The following is a 24,716-nucleotide window of genomic DNA, read 5'->3' as shown; positions in this document are numbered from 1 at the left end:
AGTAACCATCTGCGATAGCAGTGGTTACTGAAGCGCGGAGGTAAGCCGCATGACGTTATCGATGTAGCGGCGGAAGAAGCCGCGCTTGTTCCACTCTTCGAGCGTGAGCTCGTGGGAGACGGCGCGGTAGTTGGCGGCGAGCTCGTTGAATTCGGTGATGAGGTCGCCTTGGGCAACCAGCATGGTGGACTCATAGTTGAGGCCGAATGAGCGCATGTCCAGGTTAGAGGAGCCGAAGGCGGCGAGTGGGTGGGACTTAAGCCGGATGCCTTCATCGGTTTCCTCTGGGTCGGCGCGGCCGGCATCGGGGTCTGCGAGCACGAACTTGGAGTGCAGCACAAAGGGCTTCGGGAACTGGTAGATGTGGATTCCGGCTTCCAGCAGGGACTGGTAGTAGGAAGATTGCGCGTGGTCGACCATGAACTGGTCGGCGCGCTGGGAGACATAAAGCTCCACACGCACACCGCGGTAGCAGGCGGTGGTCACGGCATCGAGCAGTGATTCATCCGGCACGAAATACGGCGAGCAGATAATCAACCGACTTTTCGCGTGGTGAATAAGCGAGATGAACATGCGCAGGTTTGGCACCGTGGAATAGCCGGGCCCGGATGGAATGAGCTGCACATAGTTGGTATCGGGAGTCTCACCGGTGTCTTCGAGCTCGGTGAGCATCTCAATATACTCGCCAGATTCGGTGTACCAGTCCACAGCAAAGACCGCCTGCAAGGAGACCACGATGGGGCCGGTGAGCTCCACCATGTAATCAATCCAGTAGCGGTCGGTGGTCTTGTACTCGCGTTTGATCAGGTTAAGCGAGCCGATGAATCCGCGCTCGCCGTCGATGACAACCAGCTTGCGGTGGTTGCGCAGGTCAGGCCGGCGAAAACGCGCCTTGTGAATCTGCAGTGGCAGCATAAGGCGCCAGTCCACGTCGATTTCACTGAGTCGCTTGCCGAGTGTGCGGTAGCCCTTATATTTGAGGCTGCCGATTTGGTCGAAGAGGAACTTCACCTCCACGCCGCGTTGACGCGCGCGGGCGAGTGCTTGGAAGAAAGGATCGGTGGTCTCGTCCCAGCTGGTGATATAGATTTCGACGTAGACGTAGCGCTGCGCTTGGTCGATGGCATCGGCCATGGCTTGGATTGACTTGCGGTAATCGGCATGGATGCCGAGGTTGTGTCCGATAACGGCTGGGAAGCCGGTGAGGTGTCGGTTGAGCTTGATGATGGATTCGACTTCCGCTTCGAGCTCTTCGAAGGGGTGGTCGGTGACGTCCTTGTGGGCGTCCTCGATGGCATCATTGGCTTCTTGCTGAATACGGTGGCGGCGTCGGTTGATTTGCGGCGAGCCCATGAGCAGGAACAAGGGCAGGCCGATGAATGGCAGCAGCAAAATTGCGAGCAGCCAAGCTGTTGATGAAGAGGGGCGGCGGCCTTCGGGGACGAAGCCGATGGCAAAGATTTTGATGGCGTAGTCGAGGACGAAAAACGCCATCTGCCAAGCGCTTAGATCCAAAAATGGGGACATAGGAATGTGTTAACGGACGGAGTCGAAATCGGGCAGGTCATAATCTGCCCACAGCAGGAGGTGGTCTGAGGTGCCTTTTTCGGCGCGTTCTTTCCTGTCGACACCGGCACCGGTGACCTTGTCCGCCAGTTGCTGGGTGGCCAGATGGAAGTCGATGCGCATGCCTTCGTCTTTTTGGAAGCGCAGGGACTTGTAATCGAAGTAGGTCCAGCGGTCTTTTTCGGTGAATTGGCGGGTGACCTCGGACAGTCCTGCTTCTTCGAGACGCTGGAAGGCAGCGCGCTCAGGTTCGGTGACGTGCGTCTTGCCGCGGAATAGTTCCAGGTCCCAGACATCTTCGTTGCGCGGAGCGATGTTGAAGTCACCGGTCAGCAGCAGCTTCTCGCGCTTTTTACCGTCGGCGTAGCGGGCTAAGGCGTAGAGAAAGTCCAGTTTGTAGTCATAGTGACGCTGAGTGATTTCGCGGCCGTTGGGGACATAGAGCGACCAGATTTCTACGCCGCGAATAACAGCGCCCATGGCACGCGCCTCAGGTGCCTGCTCGGTGGCTTCATCATTGTGATAACCCGGCTGGCCAGGAAAGCCGGTGAAAACCTCGGCGGGTTCTTCGCGGCTGACAATCGCGACACCGTTCCACTGGTTAAGGCCGTGGAAAACCACGTGGTAGCCGGCGTCCTCGAACAATGCGCGGGGGAATTTGTCATCGGCGACTTTGGTTTCTTGCAGGCACAACACATCAATGTTGTGCTTGTCCAATAAGTTTAGTGCCCGCTCCCCGCGGGTACGTACCGAGTTAATATTCCACGTGGCAATCCGCATGATTTACAGGTTACCTGGATTGACCTTGATGTAGCGATGCCGGTGGTGCTCAAGCAGCCCCAATTTTTCATACAGGGCCACCGCGCCATCGTTACCGAGGCTGACTTGCAGGTACGCCTTGTCCGCGCCTTCGGTCTGACCCCACTTCAGCGCGGCGGAAACTAGGCGCGCTGCTAGACGCTGGCGGCGCGCTGACTCATCTACCTTCACGCACGCGATGCCCAGCCACTTCGCGCCGTCATCGGATTCTGTGATTGTTGCGCGAAGTACCGCGCCCAGGGCGGTGTGGAAGAAGGCGAGGGTGGCATCGGCAGGCGACTGCGTCGCAAGATCACGTGCTGCGTGGTCAGAGATGTCCAACCACTCGGGCGTTGCGGTCTTGGTGATGTCCACGTCTAGGCCCTCATCGAGATAAGGTGTGATGTCGCTGAGATCCCCCAGCTCGCGGGTCATGACGATCTTTTCCACATCGATGTGCTCGTGCGGCAGCTTCAATGCTGAATTGCCAATGCGCTCTGGAACCAGCAGGACGCACGGCTGGTTGTGGCTGGCGTAAAAGGCCATCATCTCCGCTATTGGTGCTGGTTCAAAGCCCGCGGATGGGCCCAGCGGAACCGCAGAATTGGTGCGCATGGTGGTGCCATCACCGGAGCGCATGAACCACTGGCCATTGGACGTCCACTGGTTGTGCGCACCCTGATAGGACAGCGCGGAGGCGACCTCGACGTGGCGGATATCGGAATTTCGCACCGTGCGCGGCGAAAGCTTCTTCACCACGTAGAGCTCAACGGCCGGGATGATAACCTCCGGCAACGCGGACGGGAACCCGCCGACCATCTGCGGGCGGATGGTCAGGGGCTCAACCGCCACGACATGACCGATGACATCGCTGTGCCCGCCGCCTTTAAATTTGCGGCGCGCAACAACGCGGTCATCGACGCGTATGGGATCGGAGCGAAATGCCTTAGCCATAATAATGTGGTGTCTTAATCTTCGTCGTCGTGGCCGAAAGGATCGGCGCCTTCGCCGGGCAGCCAGGTCAAACCCGGAACATTCCAGCCATTGGCCTTAATGGTCTTCTTAGCAGCGCGCTTGTTACGGCCAATCAGAGTATCGGTGTAGACGAAACCATCCAGGTGGCCGACCTCGTGCTGCAGACAGCGCGCGAAGAAGCCGGTGCCCTCGACCTCTATGTCCTCGCCCTTCTCATTCAGGCCGGTGACCTTTGCCCAGTCCGCGCGGCCGGTGGGAAAGCCCTCTCCTGGGACGGAAAGACAGCCTTCGTCTTCGCTGCCGTCATCGGCTGGCATGGTCTCTGGGATCTCTGAGGTCTCCAGCACGGGGTTGATAACGCAGCCGCGGTGCATGTGGCCGTCATCATCAGGGCAGTCATACACAAACAGGCGCTTGCTAATGCCAACCTGGTTGGCTGCAAGCCCTACGCCGTTGGCTGCGGCCATGGTCTCATACATATCTGCAATGAGGGTTTGCAGTTCAGGGGAATCAATAGGTTCGGTGACTGGTTCAGTGGGGTTATGAAGAACAGGGTCGCCGTGGATCACAATTGCGCGGATAGTCATGGCATACAGTTTAGGCATGACTAGCGCACACAACAGTAACGGGCTTAATGATTTGAGCGCGATTGATCAGCAGATCCTGGACTTTGAGGCGCGCGCCCCGAAAACCATCGCCCTGAAAGAAAAAGCTATTCGCGCTGAGCTGGATATTTCGCCGGTGCGCTACCACCAACGGCTCAATGTGATTGTTGAGCTGCCGGCTGCGTTGGCTTATAACCCGGTGTTAGTGAAAAGGCTGTTGAGAAAACGTGGAGAACGCGAGGATATTCGGCGTGCCGCACACGGAAACCCTCAACCTGAGCATTAGTGTTACTCATGTGACTAATGAGACTGTAGATAATTCCGCACAAGAACCTACCCAACCATCTGACGGCGCTGAAGGTGGCACTGCTGCTGGCACCACGTTGCCGTTGCGCGGCTTTGCGATGGTGCTAATCGCCGTCGCCGTCATGTTCGGCCTGTGGGCGCTCTACGCCTTTACCCAAGATAATGGTTCTGAGCAGGCGGCTGAAGACACCAACCAGCAGTCTGAGCAGCAGGCGGGCGATGCAAATGCGCCGGAACCAGGCACCGTTGGTGCTGATACCGCGCAGCAGTCCGCGGAGGCGATCGCTCCTGAAAACAACGAGGGTGCTGAGGGCGCCGGGGCTGAAGGAGCAGAGGGTGCTGAGAGCGAAGGCCAGCCCGCCGATGCTGAGCGCGAAGGTGAAGGACGCGAGGGGGCATCGGGAAGCACTGGCTCCGGCAACGCTGCTGCGCCCGCACCGTTGAAGATTAACGTGCTCAATAACTCTGTTACCCAGGGTCTGGCGGCTGATGTCTCCGACCGCCTGCGTGCTGACGGCCGCGAACTGGGCGAGGTGGGTAACTTCGCCGACGATGTTCTACCAGAGACTACTGTGTTCTTTCCCGCTGGTAACGCCGACGCAGAACGCGTTGCTCGCGAGATTGCTGATGAATTCAACGGCGTAGCACGCGAGAACATCGACACTCTGCCTGATAACACCCGCGATGGTGTCACCCTGGTTCTGACGGAGAACTAGCAAAGAGGAATGTAATCCGGCCCGGAAGACCCGCGGCTGGGTACGATAGACTAGTGAGTAACACGGAATACGCCGAAGAGACCTTCGCCCGCTCCCCGCAGCCAACGCTGGGGGTCGAGTGGGAAGTAGCGCTGGTTGACCCCTCAACCCGCGACCTTGTCCCCCGTGCGTCCGAAATTGTGGATGCCGTTGCGCAGTCCGCGCCGGAGATCCACCTGGAGAAGGAATTTCTCCAAAACACCGTTGAGCTAGTCACCGGCATTTGCCACAGCGTTCCTGAGGCAATAGCTGAGCTTCACACCGGAATCCGCGCGGTTCAGGCCGCAGCGGAAGAACGCGGAATGCGCGTGTGGGCATCCGGCGGGCACCCGTTCTCGGATTTTCGCAAGAACCCGGTCTCAGAAAAGCAGACTTATTCGGAGATTATTAACCGCACCCAGTACTGGGGGCAGCAGATGCTGCTGTGGGGCACGCATGTGCACGTGGGCATTTCCCACGAGGACCGCGTGTGGCCAATTATTAACGCGTTGATGACCAAATATCCGCACCTGTTGGCCATTTCGGCGTGCTCACCGGGCTGGGACGGGATTGATACCGGCTATGCCTCCAACCGCACCATGCTGTACCAACAGCTGCCGACCGCCGGCATGCCGTACCAGTTTGAGAACTGGCAGCAGTGGCAGGACTACATGCGGGACCAGTCCATTTCCGGCGTGATTAACCACACCGGTTCCATGCACTTTGATATTCGCCCTGCCTCCAAGTGGGGCACTATTGAGGTGCGCGTCTCGGATGCGGCGTCGAATCTGCGCGAGCTTTCCGCTGTCGTGGCGCTCACGCACTGCCTGGTGGTGCACTATGACCGCATGATTGATGCCGGTGAGCAGCTGCCAACGCTGCAGCCTTGGCACGTGGCCGAAAACAAGTGGCGCGCTGCGCGCTACGGCATGGATGCTTTGGTGATTGCCTCGCGTGAAACCGATGAACGCTGGGTGGAAGATGAACTCACCGACATGGTGGAGCAGCTAACACCGCTTGCGTGCGAGCTGGGCTGTGTGCGGGAGCTGGAGTTGGTGCTCGAAATCATTGAGCGCGGCGCCGGTTATGAGCGCCAGCGTACGCAGTTTGAAACCAGCGGCGACTGGAAGTCCGTTGTGGATATGACCTGTGATGAGCTGGATACGCTCACCCCGCTTGGTTTCTAAGCGTGATACTTAGAAACCGGAAGGATCTTGCTTAAGCCGAACGCTTTTTAACAGCGTCCAACAGTCCTGTCAGGGCGTAGCAGGCAATGAAGATGATGCCCGTGCCGGTAAAGGCGAGCGCGCCCCAGGAATGCGCGTCATCCATACGTTGGTAAGACGTGCCGTCCCAGACAACCTTGGCGACATAAGGCAGCGCGAAGATAATCATCACCACGAAGGACGCAAGACCTGCGAACTGTGCGCCGAAGATACCTTTGAGTCGATGACCCAGCCAGTCATTGACCGTGAGCAAGATAGCCAACAGCAGCGGCAACACCCATACCCAGTGGTGGAACCAAGAAAATGGGGAGACGAGACACGAAGAGATACCGGTGAGCGCCATCGCGACGGTCGTATTGCGGCGCTTGCACGCGATGTAGACGGCAAAACAGGTCAGTGCGAATACGATGAGCACTGCGAGAATCCACCAGATGCCGCCCTCAATGCCGAACTCACGCTCCATTAGCGATCGGATTGATTGCGCGCCGGGGTTGGTGTGGTCGCCCACGCGGGAGGAGTCAAAGATAGCGCGCATCCAGAAGTCACTGGCGTCAGGAATGACCCAAAAGCCAACTGTGACGGTAACTAGGAAAGTCAGGATGGAAATGCCAGCGGCCCACCAGCGGCGCTGGAACAACAGCACGAGGCCGAGAAACGCCGGGGTGAGTTTCAGGCCGGCAGCTAGGCCGATTCCGATGCCGGGCAGGCGGTGCTTGGGCAGGAAGTCGAGAGCGACCAGCAACATCAAAAAGATGTTGATCTGGCCAAAGTGCAAGGTGCCCTGGAACGGCTGGCAGGCCAGAGCAGCAACCGTCAGCAGCGCACTGAGCAACCAGTTGACGGGGTGGAAGCCGTAGCCGCGCTCGCGGAAGACTAAGAGGAAAATGAAAAACAGCGCGAGCCCCATACCGAGCTGCCATAGGATGATGATCCAGTTGTCGCTGATATAGCTCAGCGCCGTAAACACTGCACCAGCAAATGGTGGATAAGTAAACGGCAAGTCCCCGATATATGCGTTGTCATAGAGCAGCTGGCCATCGGCTACTTCAGAGCCAGCTAGCACGTAGATTTTCAGATCCAGCGGCACGCGCCACTTCAGCGCGTGCTCCCCGTCGAAGTTGAAAATCCGAAAGACTGTCCACACAGCAAATACCGCCAGGGCAAGCGCTAAGGAGGGAGCCCCCCAGATCTTTTTCACAATATCTATCCTTACAATGCAAGTTTGGCCTATTCAGCCAAAAAGGGTACGCCGTGAAAGTAACGCACCCAGTGCGCTACTTGCGCCGCATCTGCTTGGAGGCAGGCTGGTCATTACGCGACATGTTGGCATCGTCGGAGTAAAGACCTTCGCGGCGCGAAATACGCGTCATGCGCTGAGCCGTAACCGGGCTCGTTGCCATGGCAAAAACTACCAGCAGGAACAAGATACCTAAGTCGCCGCGCTCAGCGACGCCAAAGGATTCTGATCCCGTAACGCGAATTCCAGCTCCCAGAATAGTAAACACTAGGCCCACAGTTTGAGGTTTTGTGACGAAGTGAATACGTGACATTGGATCCTGGAATCGCGCCACACCAATCGCGGCGGACAAAACCAGCAGGGCACCTGCGAAAATAAGGACGAGGGAGACGATATCGGCAATTAGTGCGTAACTCATTAGTTGTCCCTCTTTCTAAAGCGTGTGACCGAAACGGTGGAGATAAAGCCCAGCAGCGCGACCACCAACATGGCGTTCGACACCGTGGTATCAAGCGTCCAACAAATGTAGACGGCCATGGCGCACTGGAACATCGCGATAAAGCCGTCCATACCAACCAAGCGGTCCATGGAGTTTGGACCTTTGACAATACGCCAGGTGGTCAGCAGGAAGGACACGACGAACATCGCCGCGGCGATGGATAGAAACGTGTTGTAGAGTGCGGGATCCATTAGGCGTGTTTCCCTTCGAAGATGGAAATCATGCGGCGTTCCAGGCTGACCAGGTTGCCGATTTCACGGTCGATATCTGACTCGGTAGTGGCGTCCAGGACGTGCACGGTGAGCATGCGGTTAGCAATATCAATCTCCGCCACGGTGCCGCCTGGTTGCAGGTTGTACATGACGACGGCGAAGCTGAAGACCAACTCATTTTCCACGCGCATCGGAGCGCGCAAAATAGCGTTCTTTGGCTTCTCACCCGGGCGAACCGCAACCCATGCGACCTTGACCGAAGCCCACAGCAGCTCACCCGTCCAGACGAACAGGTAGCGAATCAGCCGGCCCCAAGAGACCTTGACGTCACTAATCGGCATGGCGGGCAGCGGCAGGAAGAAGACAATGCCGAGGCCCACGAGCATGCCGCTGAAGACATTAGCCCAGGTGACTTCGCCCATGAGCAGACACCACATGATGGTCAGCCACAGAACAAATGTTGGGCGGAAGCGGTGGCGTGCGCCGGTTAATAGTTGACTCACTGCTCATCCTCCCCAGACTCGGTGGCGTTATCGGTGCCAGTATCGCTATTTGTATTTGAACCATTGGCTGCCGGTTCTGGTTCGGGCAGGAGGTGGTCGCGGTTTTCAATGGAGTCCCCATCGACATAACGATCTTGCGGATCCAGGTGACGGGTCGGGTTGTCATAGTGCTCACCCAAGACCGCATCTTGGTAGATGGTTTGGTCTTGTGCGGACTCCGCAGAACGCGAAGTAATGCCGGAGACCGGACCCGCCACGAAGGTAATCACGGTGGATGCGGTGACCAGCAGCGCGGTGGAAGCAAACATGCCAAATGGCAGGCGGCCCACATCGGCTCGTTCGGAGTATTCGACTTCGTCGGTGATATCGGCAAGCGGTGCGGGACGCGCCAGCGCCACGTGGCCCTCTGGGGCGTCTGCGCGGTCGCGGAGGAAGCCCTTGGACCAGACCAACACCATGACGTACAAGGTCAAAAGCGATGTCACAACGGCGCCGCCGATAAGAACCCACGCCAACCAAGAGCCTTCGTTTGCGCCGGCTTGTAGAAGCAAAATCTTGCCCATGAAGCCAGAGAACGGCGGGATTCCGCCGAGGTTGATGGCAGGGATGAAGTACAGAATCGAAATAACTGGTGCTGTGTACAGCAAGGAACCTAGGCGCCGCAGCGATGAGGTGCCGGATTGCCTTTCGATAAGGCCTACCACCAGGAACAGGGCTGTTTGCACCAGAATGTGGTGTACGGCATAGAAGATCGCACCGGACAGGCCCTGCGCGGTGCCCAGTGCGACACCAAAGATCATGTAACCAATATGGCTGACCAGAGTAAAGGACAACAGACGTTTGATGTCGGTCTGCGCCATGGCGCCCAAAATACCAACAATCATGGTGGCAAGTGCGACCCACATCAGCAGCGTATCCAGCGAGCCATCAGTAAACACCGCGGAGCGCATACGGATAATCGAGTACACACCGACCTTGGTCAGAAGGCCTGCGAAGACCGCGGTGACTAGCGCCGGGGCGGTGGGGTAGGAGTCGGGCAGCCACGCATCAAGCGGGACAACAGCGGCTTTGATGCCGAAAGCAACCAGCAGCACGCCGAAGATAGCGGTGCGGGTGCCTTCCGGAATATCCGCGATGCGGATACCAATTTGCGCCATGTTGACAGTGCCGACTGCGGCATAGGTCAGACCGATGCCAAGCAGGAAGATCATGGACGACACCATGGAAACCATGACGTAACCAACGCCGGCACGCACACGAGCTGGCGACGCACCCAAGGTCAGCAGCACATACGAGGCCACCAGGAAGATCTCGAAACCGACGTAGAGGTTGAACAAGTCACCAGCCAGGAAGGAGACGTTCACACCCATGGTCAGCAACATATAGGTGGGCAAGAAGACCGTGACAGGTTCATCCTCGCCACCATCGCGGACACCCTGGGAGATGGCGTACCACATCACGGAGAAAAGCACGATGGAGGAGGTAAACAGCATGACCGTGGACAAACGGTCCGCGACCAGGGTGATACCTACTGGTGCGTCCCAGCCACCGATCTGCAGCGTTTGGATGCCATCGACATCAGCAACTGCCAACAGCGTCAGGCTGACCAGTGAGGATAGCGCGAGCATGATGAACGCAATCTGCGACTGCGCGCGGCGGAAGCGTGAGAGAAGCAAAGTCAGTGCCGCACCCGCGACTGGAATAAGCACCGGCATCGGAATGAGATAGGTGATGTACGGCAGGACTAGTTCAACGTAGGAAGCAATGAGATCACTCATCCTTGACCCCCTTTACGGGCTCCTCAAAGAAGCGCGGACCGAAGGTGTCGCCTTCCTTGGTGGCACGGCCCGTGGTTGGGTCCGAGGACGCATCGTGGTCCGGTGCCGCCGATGGACGCGAAGCAATCGCAGCGACTGCTGCATCATCCATGTCGTTCTCAATAACGTCATCAGTACGGTAGCGGTACTGGCGGTAGGCGAGGGTCAAAATGAATGCCGTGAGCGCCATCGAAATAACAATCGCGGTCAAAATCATTGCCTGCGCCAGCGGGTCAGCAATATCTTCGCCATGCGGCGCAGACTCGCGGCCCATAATTGGCGGTGAACCAGCCGGTCCGCCCGCCTGAATAATGATCAGGTTGACTGCGTTGCCGATAAGAAGGATACCCAGCAGCATCTTGGTCATCGCGCGGTCAAGCACCAGGTAAACACCCGCGGCCATCATCGCGCCGGAGGCGAGGAGAAACATGAGGTTGGCTTCCATTTACTTCTCCTTTCCTTCAGCGTTATCAGTGTTATCAGCGTTCAAGGTCTTGCTCACAGGGCTGGCATTCGCCGTGGGCCCCTGCGACGGTGGGTCGGGTTCTTCCTTGTGCGGTGGAACCTCAGTCGGCATGGAAATTTCTGCCGTACCGGTGGTATCCGCACTGCTGGTGCCCGCGCCAGCCGTGGTCTGTGCAGCGGCAACTGCTTTGGCTTTTGCCTTGCGCTGGCGGTTCTTACGCGCAAGGGAGCGGGCGCGGTCACGGGCACGCTGCTTACGAATCTCTTCTTCCTCATCCAGCTTGCCGCCGATGGAGTGAAGAATGTGCAAAGTCAGGCCAATAACCACCAGATAGACACCAAGGTCGAAGACCAGGGCGGAAGGCAAGGAGACCGAGCCCACCAGTGGGATATCAATGGAGCCATAAGCCGAAGCCAAAGGCGGCATGCCCCACAGCATTGGGCCAATGGCAGCCGCGATGGAGAAGATAAGACCTGCACCCATGATGCGTCCGCCATCAATAGGCAATGCCTCTTCCAACTCAGCACGGCCGCCAGCAAGGTAGCGCAGAATCAGCGCGAGCGCGGCAACCAGGCCGCCAGCGAAACCGCCACCAGGGGCGTTGTGGCCAGTGAAGAAGAAGTACAGCGACAGCGCAATCATGGATGGGAACAGCACGCGGGTGGAAACATCCACCATCAGCGAACGGTTGAGCTGCTGCTCAGTTTCCACACCCGCAGCCAACCAGCGACGCCCTGTCACGCGCAGCGTTGGGCGGCGGGACTCACGGGTAAAGGACTGGGTGCGGTAAATCAGCGAGGCCACACCAGTTGCGGCGATAACCAGAACGGTGATTTCACCGAAGGTATCCCACGCACGGATATCAACCAGAAGCACGTTCACAGCATTGGCACCATGGCCAATTTCTTGCGCGAGATCCGGCATGTGGATGGAGATGGACTGCTCCGTGCGCGCGTTGACAGCGAACATGGTCAAAATGATGGTGAGCAGGCCAACGGCGATGGCAAGCCACGCGCGCAGACGGTTGTGGCGAGGTTCGCCGCGCCACTCCGTATTCGGTGGCATCTTACGCAGCACCAGCATGAACAGCACCATGATGATGGTTTCCACCAGCAACTGGGTCAGCGCCAAGTCAGGGGCGCCGTGCAGCGCGAAGATAAATGCCAGCGAGTAGCCGGTGATACCCACGATGATGACGCCGGACAAACGGTTATGCGTAATGGTGGCAGCAACCGCAGCAGCAATGATGATGAAGGCGGCGAAGAATTGCCACGCATTTTCCGCAACAATCATGCGGACATTAGTCAGGTCACCGAAGACAATGGCAAAGGTAGGAAGCAGAATCAGACACACAAAAATGGTGGTCAGGTTCAGCTGCAGGGAGCCGCGCTGCGTATTCGCAGTGATGCGCAGCGAGAGATTACGCAGGCCCACCAGCATCGCGTCATAAGCATTATCCGCATTACCAAGTGCTGCATACTCGCCCTGGAATGGCTTGAGCAGGTGACGCTGCCAGTGCACGAAGCAACCAGCGATGATGATGACGGTGGAAATACCCAGCGCAATGTTGAAACCGTGCCACAGCGCGAGGTAAGAGCCATCTTCACCATAGAGCTGGTCCAGGTGCAGGTTGATGGCATCGGACATGAACTTCGGGAACAGGCCAAAGAAGATGGTTAGTGCGGACATGATGGCCGGAGCAATCCACAGCTTCGGCTCAATCTTGTGCATCTTTTCTACGGCCCCAGAGGTCTCACCATTCTTGGTGCCAAACGCACCCCACAAAAAGCGCAGGGCATAAGCCATGGTGAGGACAGAGCCGATGATGATGGCAACCAGCATGAGGCTGCGCGGCATGCCAATGAGCAGGTCCTCATGCATGACGGCTTCGATGATGGCCTCTTTGGTGACAAAGCCAAACAGCGGTGGGATACCAGCCATGGACAAAGCCGAAATAATGGCGAGGACAAAGACCAGCGGTTCCTTGCGGGCCAAGCCGGATAACTTCGGAATCTCACGGGTGCCGGTGGCGTGGTCAATCGCGCCGACAATCATAAACAGCGTGGCCTTAAACAGCGAGTGCGCAAAGGTCAACGCCAAAGCGGCCATCATCGCTTCGCGGGAACCGATGGCCATGACCCCGATGATAAAGCCCAGCTGGGACACGGTGCCGTAAGCAAGAACCAGCTTGAGGTCGATCTGTTTCAGCGCCATCCAGCCGCCAAGCAGCATGGTCATCAAACCAATCGGGATGACCACCAGGTGCCAGGAAGAAACCTCATTGAACTCAGGCGCTAGGCGTGCAACCAAGTAAATGCCGGCCTTCACCATGGCTGCCGAGTGCAGGTAAGCAGAAACCGGGGTCGGCGCAGCCATCGCGCCAGGAAGCCAGAAGTGCAGCGGGATATTCGCGGACTTCGACAACGCGCCAGCCAGAATCAGACACAGCGCAACCGTGATGTACGGGGTCTGCGCCCAGCCATCGTAGGTGGCAATTTCGCTGAAGTGCCACACACCGGTCTGGCGGCCGAGGATAATGATGCCCACCAGCATGGCCAGGCCACCAGCAGCGGTGATCATCAGCGCCTGGGTTGCAGAACGGCGCGAAGACGCGCGCTCGCCGTAGTACGCCACCAGCAGAAAGGACAGTACGGAGGTGATTTCCCAGAAGACGTACATCAGCAGCAGCGAGTCAGAAATGACCAGGCCGTACATCGCGGTGGCGAAGCCGGTCATCTGCGCGCCGAATAGCGTCAAGCGCAGCGGGACGGTATCAAAATAGCCCCAGCAATACAGCAACACTAGCGCGCCGACACCCAAAATGATGAGCGAAAACAGTGCGGAGAGGCCGTCGAGTTGAAAGTCAAGATTCAGGTGCGCGGCGGGCATCCATTCGATGCTTGCCTTGTGGTCCAGGTTTCCTGAGACCATTTGTTGCACAACCCAGATGAAGCCTCCGGCAGGCACGAGAGCCAAAATTCCGAAGGCGGGCCGTCCAAGCGTGTGGATTAAAAAGGGCGCACACACCGTCGCGGCGATTAGAGCTAACAGCAATATCAGCACAGTATTCGGTGCTCTCCCACTTAAGTTAGCGAAGCACGAGTGCTCCTTAAAACGGACAGGGTAGGGGCCAACAGTTTTCCGTTTATCGACTTTCAACCCGCGCTGTCCCAGCGGCGGCAAAGCTAGCGTTATTAAGTGCTATTTCACCAGGAAATACTGCAACATCTAAGGAATCTCCACCATGAACTTGTGCGCACCGGGGTGAGAGCGTGCCCAAGGACTCATGCTGGGGCGGCGTCGATAGAAAACGGCGCGGCCAACACGGTCAATAGTAGCGTGACGTGCGGAATTTTTTAAAAGGTAAATTCAAATTACACAGTATTATATGGAGCGATTGCGCTCTTTCTGTTGCCCAATAGTTGACATGACGTTTCTGTGAATTCGCTTTGCGCTGGTGCGTTGCACGTCATAGCCCTGGCGGCGTTGTTGGACGCAATGCTTGCCGATGCTTCGAAAAAGAAAACGTTAATTTTGCCACATATAGGTGTACCCGCACGGTGGTTGCCCGCTTAAGCGGGCAACCACCGTGCGGGTACGGCGAAAGCGAGCATTCACCCTAGGAGCGGCGAAAGCGCGTGAGGAAAAGCGCTTCGGTTTGAACCATGTGCTCAATCTCGGTGGGGTCCACGGATTCCTGCGGGGAGTGGATAGCGGACGTCAGATCCGCTGCGCCGAAGAGCGCGATTTCAGAATCGGGGAAGGCCCCGTGCAGCTCCACGGTGAGCGGAATGGATCCGCCGGTGCCGATTTCGCTGGCGTCCATGCCATAGGCATCAGACATGCACTCGCGCAGCAGGTTGAGGATTTCCCCGTCTTCATCGGCGGCATACGAGCGGTTGATGGCCAGGATCTCGGCATCCAGCTGCGCGCCCCACGGCGTGTGGTCTTGAAGGTGTTTAAAGAGCAGCTTCGCGGTCTTTGCCGTGGTGATGCGCTTGCCTTCTGAGTTGCGCTGGCGTGGTGGCACGCGCAGGTTTAAGTGCGCTTGGGCCGTAGCAGGAACCGCGTTGATGGCGTCTTCGACCGGAGTGGAGGAAAATCCAGTGATGGATACTGCGGGGCGCGCCCAGATAAAACTTGCGATATCGCCTTCTGGAAGCTCAGTTGCTTCAAGCATTCCGGTGTCAGCGCGGAATTTGTCTTCGGGGTATTCCTCGCCGTCCCACACGCCGGTGCAATCCACACCGTCGATGACGCAGCGGCCTTCGTCATCCCGAACGGAGTCAAGCGCGCGGATAAGGGCGGCGACGGCATCGACTGCGGCGCCGCCGAACTTGCCGGAGTGCACCGGTGCTTCCATCGTTTCGCAGTGCACACGGATCTGCGCCGAACCACGCTGTAGGGTCACAATCGACGGCACACCTGGCTCGGTGTTACCGGTATCAACCACGAAGATAGCTTCTGCTTCGAAGAGCTCAGGGCGGTCCTCGAGTAACTGCTTGAGACCCAGCCCACCGTTTTCTTCCGACCCTTCAATAACAAACTTGATGGTGGGAAGATTCGGCTCATCCTTGATAAGGCGCAGCACCTCTAGGTGCATGGCGATATGCCCCTTGCAGTCCGCGGTACCACGGCCCCACCAGCGACCATCGCGCTCAGTAACTTCGAGTGGCTCATTGTCCCACTCTTCACGTGGGCCGAGCGGCACGATGTCATGGTGGGCATACAACAACACCGTGCGGTCATTGTTCGGATCGCCTGCAACCTCACCGAGCACGGCGAGTGATTTATCCACGCCCTCAATGATTTCAGCGGTGGCGCCGACTTCTAAGAAGGCATTTTTGACCCACTCTGCGGATGCCTCGTATTGCTCACGCACCGAGGCGTCCACATGGACGGATTCAAACGCAACCATCTGCGTGAGGTCATCGAGGATTCGTGTCCGAGAAGGGCTAAACATAGCAAATAGCTTAGCCAATCAAGATATGACCAGCGGATTTGGCGTGGCGTATCCGCGAAACTTACTTATAAGTCTGCAGGAACAATGCTTCCGCGATAGCGATGTGCTCAATCTCTGATGGATCCACGGATTCATTAGGCGAGTGGATAGCGCACTGTGGTTCTTCCACACCGAACAGTGCAATTTCCGCATCCGGATGCGCGTCCTGGAGTTCCACAGTCAGAGGAATGGATCCGCCCATGCCCATGGTGGTGGTTTCCTTGCCGTAGGACTCAGACAGGGCCTTTTCCAGGATCTTCAGCGCTGGCTTTTCCAAGTCAGTTTCAAAGCCGCGAGCGGCCTCGATGATGTCTGCGGTGAAGTGCGCGCCAAATGGCGTGTGTGCCTTCAGATGAGCAACGACTGCTTCCGCAATTTCTTGTGGATTAGCTGCGGCTGGCACGCGCACATTGAGCATTGCTTCAGCGGTTGCTGGAACTGCGTTGACCGCGCGGTCAACCGGGGTGGAGGTAAAACCAGTAACGGTGACTGACGGACGTGCCCACACCAAGTCACCGGCATCAGTGTTGTCATCGCCAGCGATTTCGGTGCCCTCCAGCAGGCGTGCATCCTTGCGGAATTCCTCGGCTGGGTAGCTGCGACCTTCCCACTTCGCTGTGGAATCGGTGCCTTCAATGACGGTGGCACCCGTGTCATCGTAAAGCGAATCCAGCGCACGCATCAACGCCTTGACGGCATCTGGTGCGGCGCCACCGAACTGGCCGGAATGCGCCGGACTGGACAAGGTGTCCATCTGCACGCGAATCATCGCCGAACCACGCAAGGAAGAAGTCAGCGTTGGCTCGCCCACGGCCCAGTTGCCGCAGTCGGCGATAAGGATGGCATCGGCAGCAAATGCCTCCGGCGTCTTAGCAATCAACTTGGACAAGCCTGCACCGCCCATTTCCTCTGAACCCTCAATCAGCACCTTGATGTTCAGATCAGTGCCGCCGGTCTGCTCCAAAGCGCGCAGGGCAGCCAGGTGCATGACCACATTGCCCTTGCAGTCAGCAGCACCGCGGGCATACCAACGGCCGTTGCGCTCTGTCAGAGTGAATGGATCTGAATCCCACTTGGCTTCATCACCAGCTGGAACCACGTCATAGTGGGAGTACAACAGGACGGTCTTCGCGCCCTCTTTGCCAGCGCGCTGACCCAACAGCGTCACCGAACCATCCTCGGTAACATGCTCTTCCACCTCGAGCCCAGCCTCGGTTAACGCCTTGCTGACCCAGCCCTTTGCTCCATCCATCTGGTCTTTGAGCTCAGCAAAGGTGTGGACAGAATTAAATTTCACCAGCTCCGATAGCTGCGTGAAGATTTTCTCGCGGTCACTTTTAATGATCTCTTTAATATCAGTCATGACCACCAACCTACACCGCAGCCGCATTCCATTAGGTGGAATGGGCGAAGGAATTAGCCGAGAAATTTCCTTCCTTTATATATAAGGTGAAAACCAGCCGAACTAACGCCGGCTGAGGCGGCAAATCCACCACTCGGAAACACTCTGGCAGAGGTCGCGGTGCACTGCTAAATATTTAAGCCAGCATGGGATCGCAGGTGAGCAAATTATTGCAGATCTCTAGTAGCGGTTTTTCTTGCACTCGAGGGGTGAGAGTGCCAGAATGGTTGCTGACACCAGGTTGAGGTTGGTACACACTCACCAATCCTGCCGTCGCGGGCGCCTGCGTGACCTACAAACCTTGAGTGAAACCCAATCTAGGAGATTAAACACTATGGCAAAGATTATTGCCTTCGATGAAGAGGCACGTCGTGGTCTTGAGAGTGGTCTCAACACTCTGGCAGACGCAGTAAAGGTAACGCTCGGCCCAAAGGGTCGCAACGTAGTCCTGGAAAAGAGCTGGGGCGCTCCAACCATTACTAACGATGGTGTTTCCATCGCTCGCGAAATCGAGCTCGAGGATCCATACGAGAAGATCGGCGCAGAGCTGGTCAAGGAAGTTGCTAAGAAGACTGATGACGTCGCTGGCGACGGCACCACCACTGCAACTGTTCTGGCTCAGGCACTGGTGCGCGAAGGTCTGCGCAACGTAGCCGCTGGTTCTAACCCAATGGGCATCAAGCGCGGTATCGAAGCAGCAACCAAGACCGTTGTTGACGCGCTTCTGGCTTCCGCTAAGGACATTGAGACCCAGGAGCAGATTGCTACCACCGCTGGTATTTCCGCTGCGGACCCAGCTATCGGTGAGAAGATTGCTGAAGCTATGTACACCGTTGGCAATGGCGCGGTGAACAAGGATTCCGTTATCACCGTTGAAGAGTCCAACACCTTTGGCGTTGACCTCGAGGTTACTGAGGGTATGCGCTTTGATAAGGGCTACATCTCCGGCTACTTCGCAACCGACGTTGAGCGTCAGGAAGCAGTCCTGGAAGACCCTTACATCCTGCTGGTCTCCTCTAAGATCTCCAACATCAAGGACCTGGTTCCTGTTCTGGAGAAGATCATGCAGTCCGGCAAGCCACTGCTGATCATCGCTGAAGACGTTGAGGGCGAAGCACTGTCCACCCTGGTTGTGAACAAGATTCGCGGCACCTTCAAGTCCGTTGCAGTTAAGGCACCAGGCTTCGGCGACCGCCGCAAGGCAACCCTGCAGGACATGGCTATCCTTACCGGTGGCCAGGTTATCTCTGAAGAAGTTGGCCTCTCCCTTGAGGCCGCTGACCTTCCACTGCTGGGCCAGGCACGCAAGGTTGTTGTCACCAAGGACGACACCACCATCGTTCAGGGCGCTGGCGCTCAGGAGCAGATTGACGGCCGCATCAAGCAGATCCGCGCTGAGATCGACAATTCCGATTCCGACTACGACCGTGAGAAGCTGCAGGAGCGCTTGGCTAAGCTGTCCGGCGGCGTTGCAGTTCTTAAGGTTGGCGCTGCAACCGAGGTTGAGCTCAAGGAACGCAAGCACCGCATTGAGGACGCAGTCCGCAACGCGAAGGCTGCTGTTGAAGAGGGTATCGTTGCCGGCGGTGGCGTAGCGCTGCTGCAGGCTGGAACCGCTCTTGATTCCCTCGAGCTCACCGGCGATGAGGCAACCGGCGTGAACATTGTTCGCTCCGCACTGTCCGCTCCACTAAAGCAGATCGCTTTCAATGCTGGTCTGGAGCCAGGCGTTGTTGCTGACAAGGTTTCTTCCCTGCCTGCTGGCCAGGGCCTGAACGCTGCTACCGGCGAGTACGTTGACCTTATGGAGGCTGGCATCAACGACCCAGTGAAGGTAACCCGCTCTGCACTGCAGAACGCTACCTCCATTGCTGCACTGTTCCTCACCACCGAGGCAGTAGTTGCTGACAAGCCAGAGCCAAACGCTCCAGCTATGCCAGACGCTGACGCAATGGGCGGCATGGGCTTCTAAGCCCGTACCCCGCGTCTAACCAGCGCACCGCGTCTCTACTGAAGCACTTCAAGCTCATCGTTTCCTTACTTAGGAGGCGGTGAGCTTTTTGCGTGCCTACAAAGCCTTAAAGGAAGCTGCCAAGCCTCTTGGTGGCCCGACTTACACTCTGAGCGTCCTAAGTCCACACAAGCGCGCATTTACGGGCATATGCAGGCAGATTAGTTTCAGAAAGGATCTTCCTAGTGTGTCATTGGAGGCTCCTGGGAATACTTGCGCTATGTCCGGTTAAACAGGGGCTTAAAGGAATATTTCGAAATGATAACAAGCTATTTCCCACAAGGGGCTTACCAGTGGCGACAGCTCTTTTATTTAACCGACTGAACTTCAATTTTTGATGTGTAAACCGCGACACGAGATCCGCTAGGTCGGCCAAGTCTTGCCAGAAACACCCCAGATATAGCCCCGGATTGGGGTAGAAAATCGGGCTCCGCAGAAAAACTTTCACCCTGATTTCCGGTTCCAGGAGTGCTATATATCGACCCGTTATGTCCGGGTGTTAACGCGAAACCCACACTTGATCCAAATTCCTTCGCGGATCACAGTCATAGCCGCAGGTCAACTATTAGTTTTAGTGTTCAAAGAATTTTGGAAATTTTTCAAGCGAGCGTGAAACGTGAGGCATGTGGGGTCGTGAGCGTCATTCTGGAAAGAAATAGACATTGCAATTCAGCTTGAAAAGTAACTGGTTTGTGACAAAATAGTTAGTTGTGACGCCCGCTAGGGTGTCTGCAAATCCGCAAACACCTCCGGGCAAGAGTCCGGACTTCACATAAGGAGATCAAAATGGATCTGTCTTTCGTTCAGGAGCAGCTCGACACCTTCGCTACCTTCGCTGGTGCAATCGACGACTTCCTTCAGATTCCTGCTAAGTTCTTCGGCGGCCTCGTTGAGTGGTTCGGCGAGTCTGAGACCGAAGGCGTTTCTAACGTTGAGGCTGACTGGGATGTAACCAAGGGTGCTTTCGGCTCCTCTTCCTCTGACGAGGCTCCAGCAGAGTAATTCAGCTGCCGACTGGCAACTAACTAATCATTCATCTTTGCCAGTGGGCGGCTAAGTAGTCCGGCTCACTGCACTTCCTAAAGGAGTTAAAATGGAATCCTTCATCGCTAACTGGGCAACCCTGTCTTCCGACGGCATCCTCGGCACCGCTCTTCCACTGCTGGCTGAGGCTGGCAAGTGGGCTGGTGCTGCTGCTAACCTCATCGGTCTGGTTATCTAATTAACCACTGCATAAGCAGTTTCTAAGTTGAAACCCCCGCTCTTTGAGCGGGGGTTTCGCTGATCCTAGGTGTACGGAAAATAACCCCCTACTCAGCGCGCCTGAATTACTTTTAACGATTAAACTAGCCACCATGGCTGATATTAAAGACGATGAATTACCAGTAATCGATCTGGCGAAGACCGACGGTTATGTGGTTGATGACTCGGACGAAGATGATCCAAGTCTGATTATGCCGGACGGCTCTGCGGTTCAAACATGGCGCGAGAATTACCCTTATGAAGAGCGCATGTCCCGCGAGGAGTACGAAATTACCAAGCGTGCTCTGCAGATTGAGCTGTTGAAGTGGCAGAACTGGACCAAGGAAACTGGTCAGCGCCACATTATTCTGTTTGAAGGCCGTGATGCTGCTGGTAAGGGTGGCACTATTAAGCGTTTCAATGAACACCTCAACCCACGTGGCGCGCGCACCGTGGCTCTTGAGAAGCCTTCACCGCGTGAGTCCACCTCCTGGTACTTCCAGCGTTATATCCAGCACTTCCCAGCCGGCGGAGAAATCGTCTTCTTTGACCGTTCTTGGTACAACCGTTCCGGTGTTGAGCGAGTCATGGGCTTCTGCACGGAATCCCAGCATGCTGAATTCTTACGTGAAGTACCGATGCTGGAAAACATGCTTCTTGGTTCCGGTATTTCACTGACCAAGCTGTGGTTCTCCGTTACCCGTAAGGAACAGCGCACCCGCTTTGCTATCCGTCAGATTGACCCGGTGCGTCAGTGGAAGCTTTCCCCAATGGACCTTGCTTCCCTGGACAAGTGGGATGATTACACCCGCGCGAAGGAAGAACAGTTTCGTTATACCGACACTGATGAATCCCCTTGGATCACCATCAAATCGAATGACAAGAAGCGTGCGCGTATCAACGCCATGCGTTATGTCCTGAGCAAGTTCGAGTACACCAACAAGGATCACTCCGTTGTTGGTGAGCCTGATGAAAACGTTGTTAAGCGTGGACGTAATCAAATTGGTGACTAGTTTCGCCTAGATGTCAGTCAGGCTTAAAGGAAATGGTCGCTCCGAGAATTACGGAGCGACCATTTTGCTTTTCTGGGTAAGTACTAGCGAGCGGTGACTTTGCCGAACAGTCGGGCAACTGGTGCCAACAGTGATGGACGCGCTGCAATCCAAGCAGCAGCGATGACAACCAGCGAACCTAGGAAAATGAAGAACCCAGTCCAGTTGTCGGCGTACACAGTCGGGTCAACGTCACCCTGCGACGCGTACATGGTGTTGAGGTTTCGCAACAAGCCGGTGCCGATGACCAGTACGACGTGGATGACGATGAAGATGACGAAGAACAGCATCACTGGTGTGTGAATCTTGCGGGCCAGAGATGCTGGGTAGAGCTGGGAAGCCTTGGTCCAGTTCTTTGACCAGAAACTGCTCATGCGGAAGCCGGAGATGATTGCCAGCGGCGCAGCGATAAAGACAACTGCAAAGTAGGAGAGCAACTGCAGTGCGTTGTAGTGAACCCAGCCATTTTCAGTTGGCCAGTCCAAGGTCAGGTACTGCAGTCCAGCGGACAGCGCATTCGGGAAGACATCCCAGCTGGTTGGGACAATCCTCATCCAGTGCCCAGTAACGAACAACAAGATGATGAAGACGATTCCGTTAACAACCCAAAGGATATCGAGAGTCAGGTGGAACCACAGCGTCAGGCTGATCTTCTTTTTAAAGCGCTTTGGCGTGACATATGCGCTGGGCTTGCGTTCGTATCGGATTTGGATGCCGGTGCGAATGATCAGCACCATGAAGAACACGTTGAAGAAGTGCTGCCAGCTCAGCCATACCGGAATGCCAACGGGTGCGCTTTCCGGAAGAGTGGAGTGTCCGTCATAGCGTTCCAGGAAGTTCGCACCGAAATCAGTGCTGAAGAAGTAGCGCGAACCGAATACAGCCAAAGCTAGTAAGACGGCGAGGCCGAGAACTACAACGATGCCTCCGCCAATCCACTGCTTGCGTGTGAACTGTCCGTAGCTTTTTTCTTCCGATGCCGGCTTGACAGCCTTATCGGTCTTTGGCTGTTGTTTCGTCGCAGTCGGTGCAGTCTGTGCTGTCGCGGGCTCTTGTGGTGCACTCGGCGCTGCGGCATTTGGTGCAGCTGGGGCACTCGGAGCACCTGGAGCTGCGGGCGCGCTAGGAATGCTGGAATTGCTAGCGACACCAGGCGCTGGAATTCCGGGGGCCGAAGGTGCAGTCGGAATTGACGGAACCGAAGGAGCAGATGGCGCACCTGGTGCACTGGGTGCTGCTGAAGGGTTGCCTGCCGGAGCTACCGGAACTCCTGGAGCTGATGGCGCACCGGGTGCGGAGGCCGGTGGACCTGGAACTGGAGGCGCAGCATTCGCTGCAGACGGGGCAGTTGGCGCTGCTGGTGTCGATGGCGCACTTGGAGCACTAGGAACGGATGGCGCGGCCGGTGTATTAGCTGCTTTCGGCGCTGCTGGGACGCTCGGTGCTGCTGGCACAGCGGGAGCGGTTGGAGCGCTTGGCGCAGAAGGAGCTGCTGGAACGGAAGGCGCACTTGGTGCAGCTGGAGGAGCGGCTGCGATTGGGGCCGCTGGCACACTTGGAGTTACGGGAGCTTCTGGCGTTGCGGGCGCGCTTGGTGAAGAGGCCGCCGCCGGCGGTGTTGCTGCAGATGGAGCTGCCGGCGGATTTGCTGAGCTCGGAGTTGATGGTACCGAAGTCGCAGGAGCGGCAGGAACAGCTGGTGCTGCAGGAGCACTTGGCGTAGGTGGCGTGTTAGTGGCAGGTGGAGTCGAAGCGCTTGGCGCGGACGGAGCTGCGGGTGCGGATGGGGCGGCCGGCGGGGCAGGAGGTGCGGGAACCGAAGATTGTGGTTGCTCGCTGCCTTCCTCGTGTGGGGTTCCACCGCGAAGATTGCCGGTCATAGTTAGCCCTTTCTCTGCTCCATCGCTTTTAGCAAGTCGCTCAACTTCGTGCGCGGAAGTTTTCGTGCCTTATTAATAGTTTCTATTGTCATCGACGAATACGTGCCCACCAAATGCGTGCGCGCAACACAGCGGCCTAAGATGCCGAACGTGGCGGTGAAAGCCGACAGGTTAGTCTGCCCACTGGTTGGCACACGCCACAGTGCGACATAGCAACAACCATGGGGAAATCATTGCTACCAGCACTTTAAGTATCATGGGGTGCGGCAATTGACTCGTCGAAGTCTCTCATTGAACCTACACGGTAGGGTACAAAATCGAATTTTGAGCGCGCACATTAATTCAGGCAGGAGCACTGCCAGTGGTGCTTCTACCTGTAAATCGCGTGGAAAATAAAAGGGGAACTAGCGCATGCCCATGCGGATAGCACCATCAAGGCGGATGGTTTCACCATTGAGCATGGGATTGCGGATGATGGACTCAACGAGTTGCGCGAATTCCACGGGTTTACCAAGTCGTGCGGGGTGCGGAACTTGCGTGCCTAAAGAAGCTTTGACCTCATCCGACATGCCGGCGACCATCGGGGTTTCAAAAGTACCGGGAGCAATGGAAACTACACGAATGAGTGCACTGGCAAGGTCACGCGCAATCGGCAAAGTCATGCCAGCAATGCCGGCCTTGGAGGCAGCATAGGCGGCTTGGCCCATTTGGCCATCGAAAGCCGCAACTGAGGCGGTATTGATAATGACGCCGCGTTCCTCATCCACGGGCTCATTTGCCAACATGGCTTGGGCTGCCAACCGAATCACATTAAAAGTGCCCACCAGATTGACGTTGATAACCGCAGAGAATTTATCCAATGGGAAAGCACCTTTAGAACCGGCAGTCTTAAAACCGTTAAGCATCCCAGCGCAGTTAACCACGATCGCAAGGTTGTTGTTCTCGTTCGCAATATCAACGGCACCCTGAACAGAGACTTCATCGGTGACATCGGCGGGCGCAAAGACCACATCACCATCAATGGAGAGGAGAGCATCCTGGTTTGCTTGCGGAAGATCGATAACGACAACGCGGGTACCGGCGGCTGCAAGCGCGGTGGTGGTTGCCAGGCCAAGCCCGGATGCACCGCCGGTAACCAGAGCGGTCTTATGTGATATCTGCATGTCAAAAACTCCTTCTGCGG

The 24,716-nt window shown here is 56.8% G+C and carries 23 protein-coding genes; 8 read left to right on the top strand and 15 right to left on the bottom strand.

Features of this window, described 5'->3' with window-relative positions:
• Window positions 1-24: 24 nt before the first annotated feature.
• Genes CCASEI_RS12735 through CCASEI_RS12720 form a run of 4 tightly spaced genes read right to left on the bottom strand, consistent with a single transcriptional unit; the run spans window position 25 to window position 3,926 of the window.
• Window positions 25-1,527 carry a phospholipase D-like domain-containing protein gene (locus tag CCASEI_RS12735; protein ID WP_025388184.1) on the bottom strand — a complete coding sequence of 501 codons (1,503 nt, stop codon included), beginning with the start codon at window positions 1,525-1,527 and terminating at the stop codon, window positions 25-27.
• 9 nt (window positions 1,528-1,536) lie between these two features.
• The gene (locus CCASEI_RS12730) at window positions 1,537-2,346 is read right to left on the bottom strand and encodes an exodeoxyribonuclease III (protein WP_025388183.1); all 810 of its coding nucleotides are present in this window, start codon (window positions 2,344-2,346) and stop codon (window positions 1,537-1,539) included.
• A 3-nt stretch (window positions 2,347-2,349) separates the two neighbouring features.
• Window positions 2,350-3,318, bottom strand: a complete 969-nt coding sequence (locus tag CCASEI_RS12725) for an N-acetylglutamate synthase, CG3035 family (protein WP_025388182.1) — start codon at window positions 3,316-3,318, stop codon at window positions 2,350-2,352.
• A gap of 14 nt (window positions 3,319-3,332) precedes the next feature.
• Entirely contained in the window at window positions 3,333-3,926 is a 594-nt protein-coding gene (locus tag CCASEI_RS12720) for a peptide deformylase (RefSeq protein WP_006822628.1), read from the bottom strand.
• Between the two features lie 16 nt (window positions 3,927-3,942).
• Here CCASEI_RS12720 and CCASEI_RS12715 point away from each other — a divergent pair, with 16 nt between their 5' ends.
• Genes CCASEI_RS12715 through CCASEI_RS12705 form a run of 3 tightly spaced genes read left to right on the top strand, consistent with a single transcriptional unit; the run spans window position 3,943 to window position 6,171 of the window.
• Window positions 3,943-4,230, top strand: coding sequence for a DUF3263 domain-containing protein (locus tag CCASEI_RS12715; protein ID WP_038574769.1), 288 nt, complete (start codon window positions 3,943-3,945; stop codon window positions 4,228-4,230).
• 10 nt (window positions 4,231-4,240) lie between these two features.
• On the top strand, window positions 4,241-4,966 hold the full coding sequence (locus CCASEI_RS12710; RefSeq protein WP_025388180.1) for a LytR C-terminal domain-containing protein: 726 nt from the start codon (window positions 4,241-4,243) through the stop codon (window positions 4,964-4,966).
• A 53-nt stretch (window positions 4,967-5,019) separates the two neighbouring features.
• Window positions 5,020-6,171, top strand: a complete 1,152-nt coding sequence (locus CCASEI_RS12705) for a glutamate--cysteine ligase (RefSeq protein WP_025388179.1) — start codon at window positions 5,020-5,022, stop codon at window positions 6,169-6,171.
• A 31-nt stretch (window positions 6,172-6,202) separates the two neighbouring features.
• Here CCASEI_RS12705 and CCASEI_RS12700 read toward each other — a convergent pair whose 3' ends face one another.
• The 9 genes from CCASEI_RS12700 to CCASEI_RS12660 all read right to left on the bottom strand — a co-directional run bounded on the left by CCASEI_RS12700 (window position 6,203) and on the right by CCASEI_RS12660 (window position 17,309).
• Window positions 6,203-7,408 carry a glycosyltransferase 87 family protein gene (locus CCASEI_RS12700; RefSeq protein WP_025388178.1) on the bottom strand — a complete coding sequence of 402 codons (1,206 nt, stop codon included), beginning with the start codon at window positions 7,406-7,408 and terminating at the stop codon, window positions 6,203-6,205.
• Window positions 7,409-7,484: 76 nt separating this feature from the next.
• Window positions 7,485-7,865 (bottom strand): monovalent cation/H(+) antiporter subunit G, encoded by a 381-nt coding sequence (locus tag CCASEI_RS12695; protein ID WP_025388177.1) that lies wholly within the window; start codon window positions 7,863-7,865, stop codon window positions 7,485-7,487.
• A complete protein-coding gene (locus CCASEI_RS12690) occupies window positions 7,865-8,137 on the bottom strand; it encodes a monovalent cation/H+ antiporter complex subunit F (protein ID WP_006822634.1) in 273 nt (90 codons plus the stop codon). Before CCASEI_RS12690 ends, CCASEI_RS12695 begins: the two co-directional genes overlap by 1 nt.
• Window positions 8,137-8,661 carry a Na+/H+ antiporter subunit E gene (locus tag CCASEI_RS12685; RefSeq protein ID WP_006822635.1) on the bottom strand — a complete coding sequence of 175 codons (525 nt, stop codon included), beginning with the start codon at window positions 8,659-8,661 and terminating at the stop codon, window positions 8,137-8,139. Before CCASEI_RS12685 ends, CCASEI_RS12690 begins: the two co-directional genes overlap by 1 nt.
• The gene (locus CCASEI_RS12680) at window positions 8,658-10,439 is read right to left on the bottom strand and encodes a Na+/H+ antiporter subunit D (protein ID WP_025388176.1); all 1,782 of its coding nucleotides are present in this window, start codon (window positions 10,437-10,439) and stop codon (window positions 8,658-8,660) included. Before CCASEI_RS12680 ends, CCASEI_RS12685 begins: the two co-directional genes overlap by 4 nt.
• Entirely contained in the window at window positions 10,432-10,923 is a 492-nt protein-coding gene (locus tag CCASEI_RS12675; protein WP_006822637.1) for a Na(+)/H(+) antiporter subunit C, read from the bottom strand. Before CCASEI_RS12675 ends, CCASEI_RS12680 begins: the two co-directional genes overlap by 8 nt.
• A complete protein-coding gene (locus tag CCASEI_RS12670; RefSeq protein ID WP_025388175.1) occupies window positions 10,924-14,007 on the bottom strand; it encodes a Na+/H+ antiporter subunit A in 3,084 nt (1,027 codons plus the stop codon).
• 556 nt (window positions 14,008-14,563) lie between these two features.
• Window positions 14,564-15,907 carry a M20/M25/M40 family metallo-hydrolase gene (locus tag CCASEI_RS12665; RefSeq protein ID WP_025388174.1) on the bottom strand — a complete coding sequence of 448 codons (1,344 nt, stop codon included), beginning with the start codon at window positions 15,905-15,907 and terminating at the stop codon, window positions 14,564-14,566.
• 61 nt (window positions 15,908-15,968) lie between these two features.
• Window positions 15,969-17,309, bottom strand: a complete 1,341-nt coding sequence (locus tag CCASEI_RS12660; protein ID WP_025388173.1) for a dipeptidase — start codon at window positions 17,307-17,309, stop codon at window positions 15,969-15,971.
• Window positions 17,310-17,682: 373 nt separating this feature from the next.
• On the opposite strand from CCASEI_RS12660, the gene groL reads away from it, so the two are divergent.
• From groL to ppk2, 4 genes are all read left to right on the top strand, one after another.
• Window positions 17,683-19,320: a chaperonin GroEL gene (gene groL, locus CCASEI_RS12655; protein WP_006822640.1), complete on the top strand. Its 1,638-nt coding sequence runs from the start codon at window positions 17,683-17,685 to the stop codon at window positions 19,318-19,320.
• 825 nt (window positions 19,321-20,145) lie between these two features.
• Complete coding sequence (locus CCASEI_RS12650) at window positions 20,146-20,361, top strand: PorH family porin (RefSeq protein ID WP_025388172.1); 216 nt, start codon at window positions 20,146-20,148, stop codon at window positions 20,359-20,361.
• 91 nt (window positions 20,362-20,452) lie between these two features.
• Window positions 20,453-20,581, top strand: coding sequence for a porin (locus CCASEI_RS15315; protein ID WP_191072570.1), 129 nt, complete (start codon window positions 20,453-20,455; stop codon window positions 20,579-20,581).
• Window positions 20,582-20,714: 133 nt separating this feature from the next.
• Complete coding sequence (gene ppk2, locus CCASEI_RS12645) at window positions 20,715-21,614, top strand: polyphosphate kinase 2 (RefSeq protein ID WP_006822643.1); 900 nt, start codon at window positions 20,715-20,717, stop codon at window positions 21,612-21,614.
• Between the two features lie 83 nt (window positions 21,615-21,697).
• Here ppk2 and CCASEI_RS12640 read toward each other — a convergent pair whose 3' ends face one another.
• Window positions 21,698-22,540, bottom strand: coding sequence for a cytochrome b/b6 domain-containing protein (locus CCASEI_RS12640; RefSeq protein ID WP_025388171.1), 843 nt, complete (start codon window positions 22,538-22,540; stop codon window positions 21,698-21,700).
• 97 nt (window positions 22,541-22,637) lie between these two features.
• On the opposite strand from CCASEI_RS12640, the gene CCASEI_RS14845 reads away from it, so the two are divergent.
• Entirely contained in the window at window positions 22,638-23,609 is a 972-nt protein-coding gene (locus CCASEI_RS14845; protein ID WP_025388170.1) for a hypothetical protein, read from the top strand.
• Between the two features lie 328 nt (window positions 23,610-23,937).
• On the opposite strand, the gene CCASEI_RS12630 is transcribed toward CCASEI_RS14845, so the two are convergent.
• The gene (locus tag CCASEI_RS12630; RefSeq protein WP_025388169.1) at window positions 23,938-24,696 is read right to left on the bottom strand and encodes an SDR family NAD(P)-dependent oxidoreductase; all 759 of its coding nucleotides are present in this window, start codon (window positions 24,694-24,696) and stop codon (window positions 23,938-23,940) included.
• Between the last annotated feature and the right edge of the window lie 20 nt (window positions 24,697-24,716).

The sequence above is a fragment of the Corynebacterium casei LMG S-19264 genome (assembly GCF_000550785.1).
Lineage (GTDB): Bacteria > Actinomycetota > Actinomycetes > Mycobacteriales > Mycobacteriaceae > Corynebacterium > Corynebacterium casei.
Note: the sequence above shows the minus strand (reverse complement) of the source record. Positions and strands in the feature narration are given on the sequence as shown.

What these genes read in the sequence shown, in the direction of transcription:
- CCASEI_RS12735 (WP_025388184.1), bottom strand. Translation starts at nt 1,527, where the DNA reads ATGTCCCCATTTTTGGATCTAAGCGCTTGGCAGATGGCGTTTTTCGTC.
- CCASEI_RS12730 (WP_025388183.1), bottom strand. Translation starts at nt 2,346, where the DNA reads ATGCGGATTGCCACGTGGAATATTAACTCGGTACGTACCCGCGGGGAG.
- CCASEI_RS12725 (WP_025388182.1), bottom strand. Translation starts at nt 3,318, where the DNA reads ATGGCTAAGGCATTTCGCTCCGATCCCATACGCGTCGATGACCGCGTT.
- CCASEI_RS12720 (WP_006822628.1), bottom strand. Translation starts at nt 3,926, where the DNA reads ATGACTATCCGCGCAATTGTGATCCACGGCGACCCTGTTCTTCATAAC.
- CCASEI_RS12715 (WP_038574769.1), top strand. Translation starts at nt 3,943, where the DNA reads ATGACTAGCGCACACAACAGTAACGGGCTTAATGATTTGAGCGCGATT.
- CCASEI_RS12695 (WP_025388177.1), bottom strand. Translation starts at nt 7,865, where the DNA reads ATGAGTTACGCACTAATTGCCGATATCGTCTCCCTCGTCCTTATTTTC.
- CCASEI_RS12690 (WP_006822634.1), bottom strand. Translation starts at nt 8,137, where the DNA reads ATGGATCCCGCACTCTACAACACGTTTCTATCCATCGCCGCGGCGATG.
- CCASEI_RS12680 (WP_025388176.1), bottom strand. Translation starts at nt 10,439, where the DNA reads ATGAGTGATCTCATTGCTTCCTACGTTGAACTAGTCCTGCCGTACATC.
- CCASEI_RS12675 (WP_006822637.1), bottom strand. Translation starts at nt 10,923, where the DNA reads ATGGAAGCCAACCTCATGTTTCTCCTCGCCTCCGGCGCGATGATGGCC.
- CCASEI_RS12665 (WP_025388174.1), bottom strand. Translation starts at nt 15,907, where the DNA reads ATGTTTAGCCCTTCTCGGACACGAATCCTCGATGACCTCACGCAGATG.
- CCASEI_RS12660 (WP_025388173.1), bottom strand. Translation starts at nt 17,309, where the DNA reads ATGACTGATATTAAAGAGATCATTAAAAGTGACCGCGAGAAAATCTTC.
- groL (WP_006822640.1), top strand. Translation starts at nt 17,683, where the DNA reads ATGGCAAAGATTATTGCCTTCGATGAAGAGGCACGTCGTGGTCTTGAG.
- CCASEI_RS12650 (WP_025388172.1), top strand. Translation starts at nt 20,146, where the DNA reads ATGGATCTGTCTTTCGTTCAGGAGCAGCTCGACACCTTCGCTACCTTC.
- CCASEI_RS15315 (WP_191072570.1), top strand. Translation starts at nt 20,453, where the DNA reads ATGGAATCCTTCATCGCTAACTGGGCAACCCTGTCTTCCGACGGCATC.
- ppk2 (WP_006822643.1), top strand. Translation starts at nt 20,715, where the DNA reads ATGGCTGATATTAAAGACGATGAATTACCAGTAATCGATCTGGCGAAG.
- CCASEI_RS12630 (WP_025388169.1), bottom strand. Translation starts at nt 24,696, where the DNA reads ATGCAGATATCACATAAGACCGCTCTGGTTACCGGCGGTGCATCCGGG.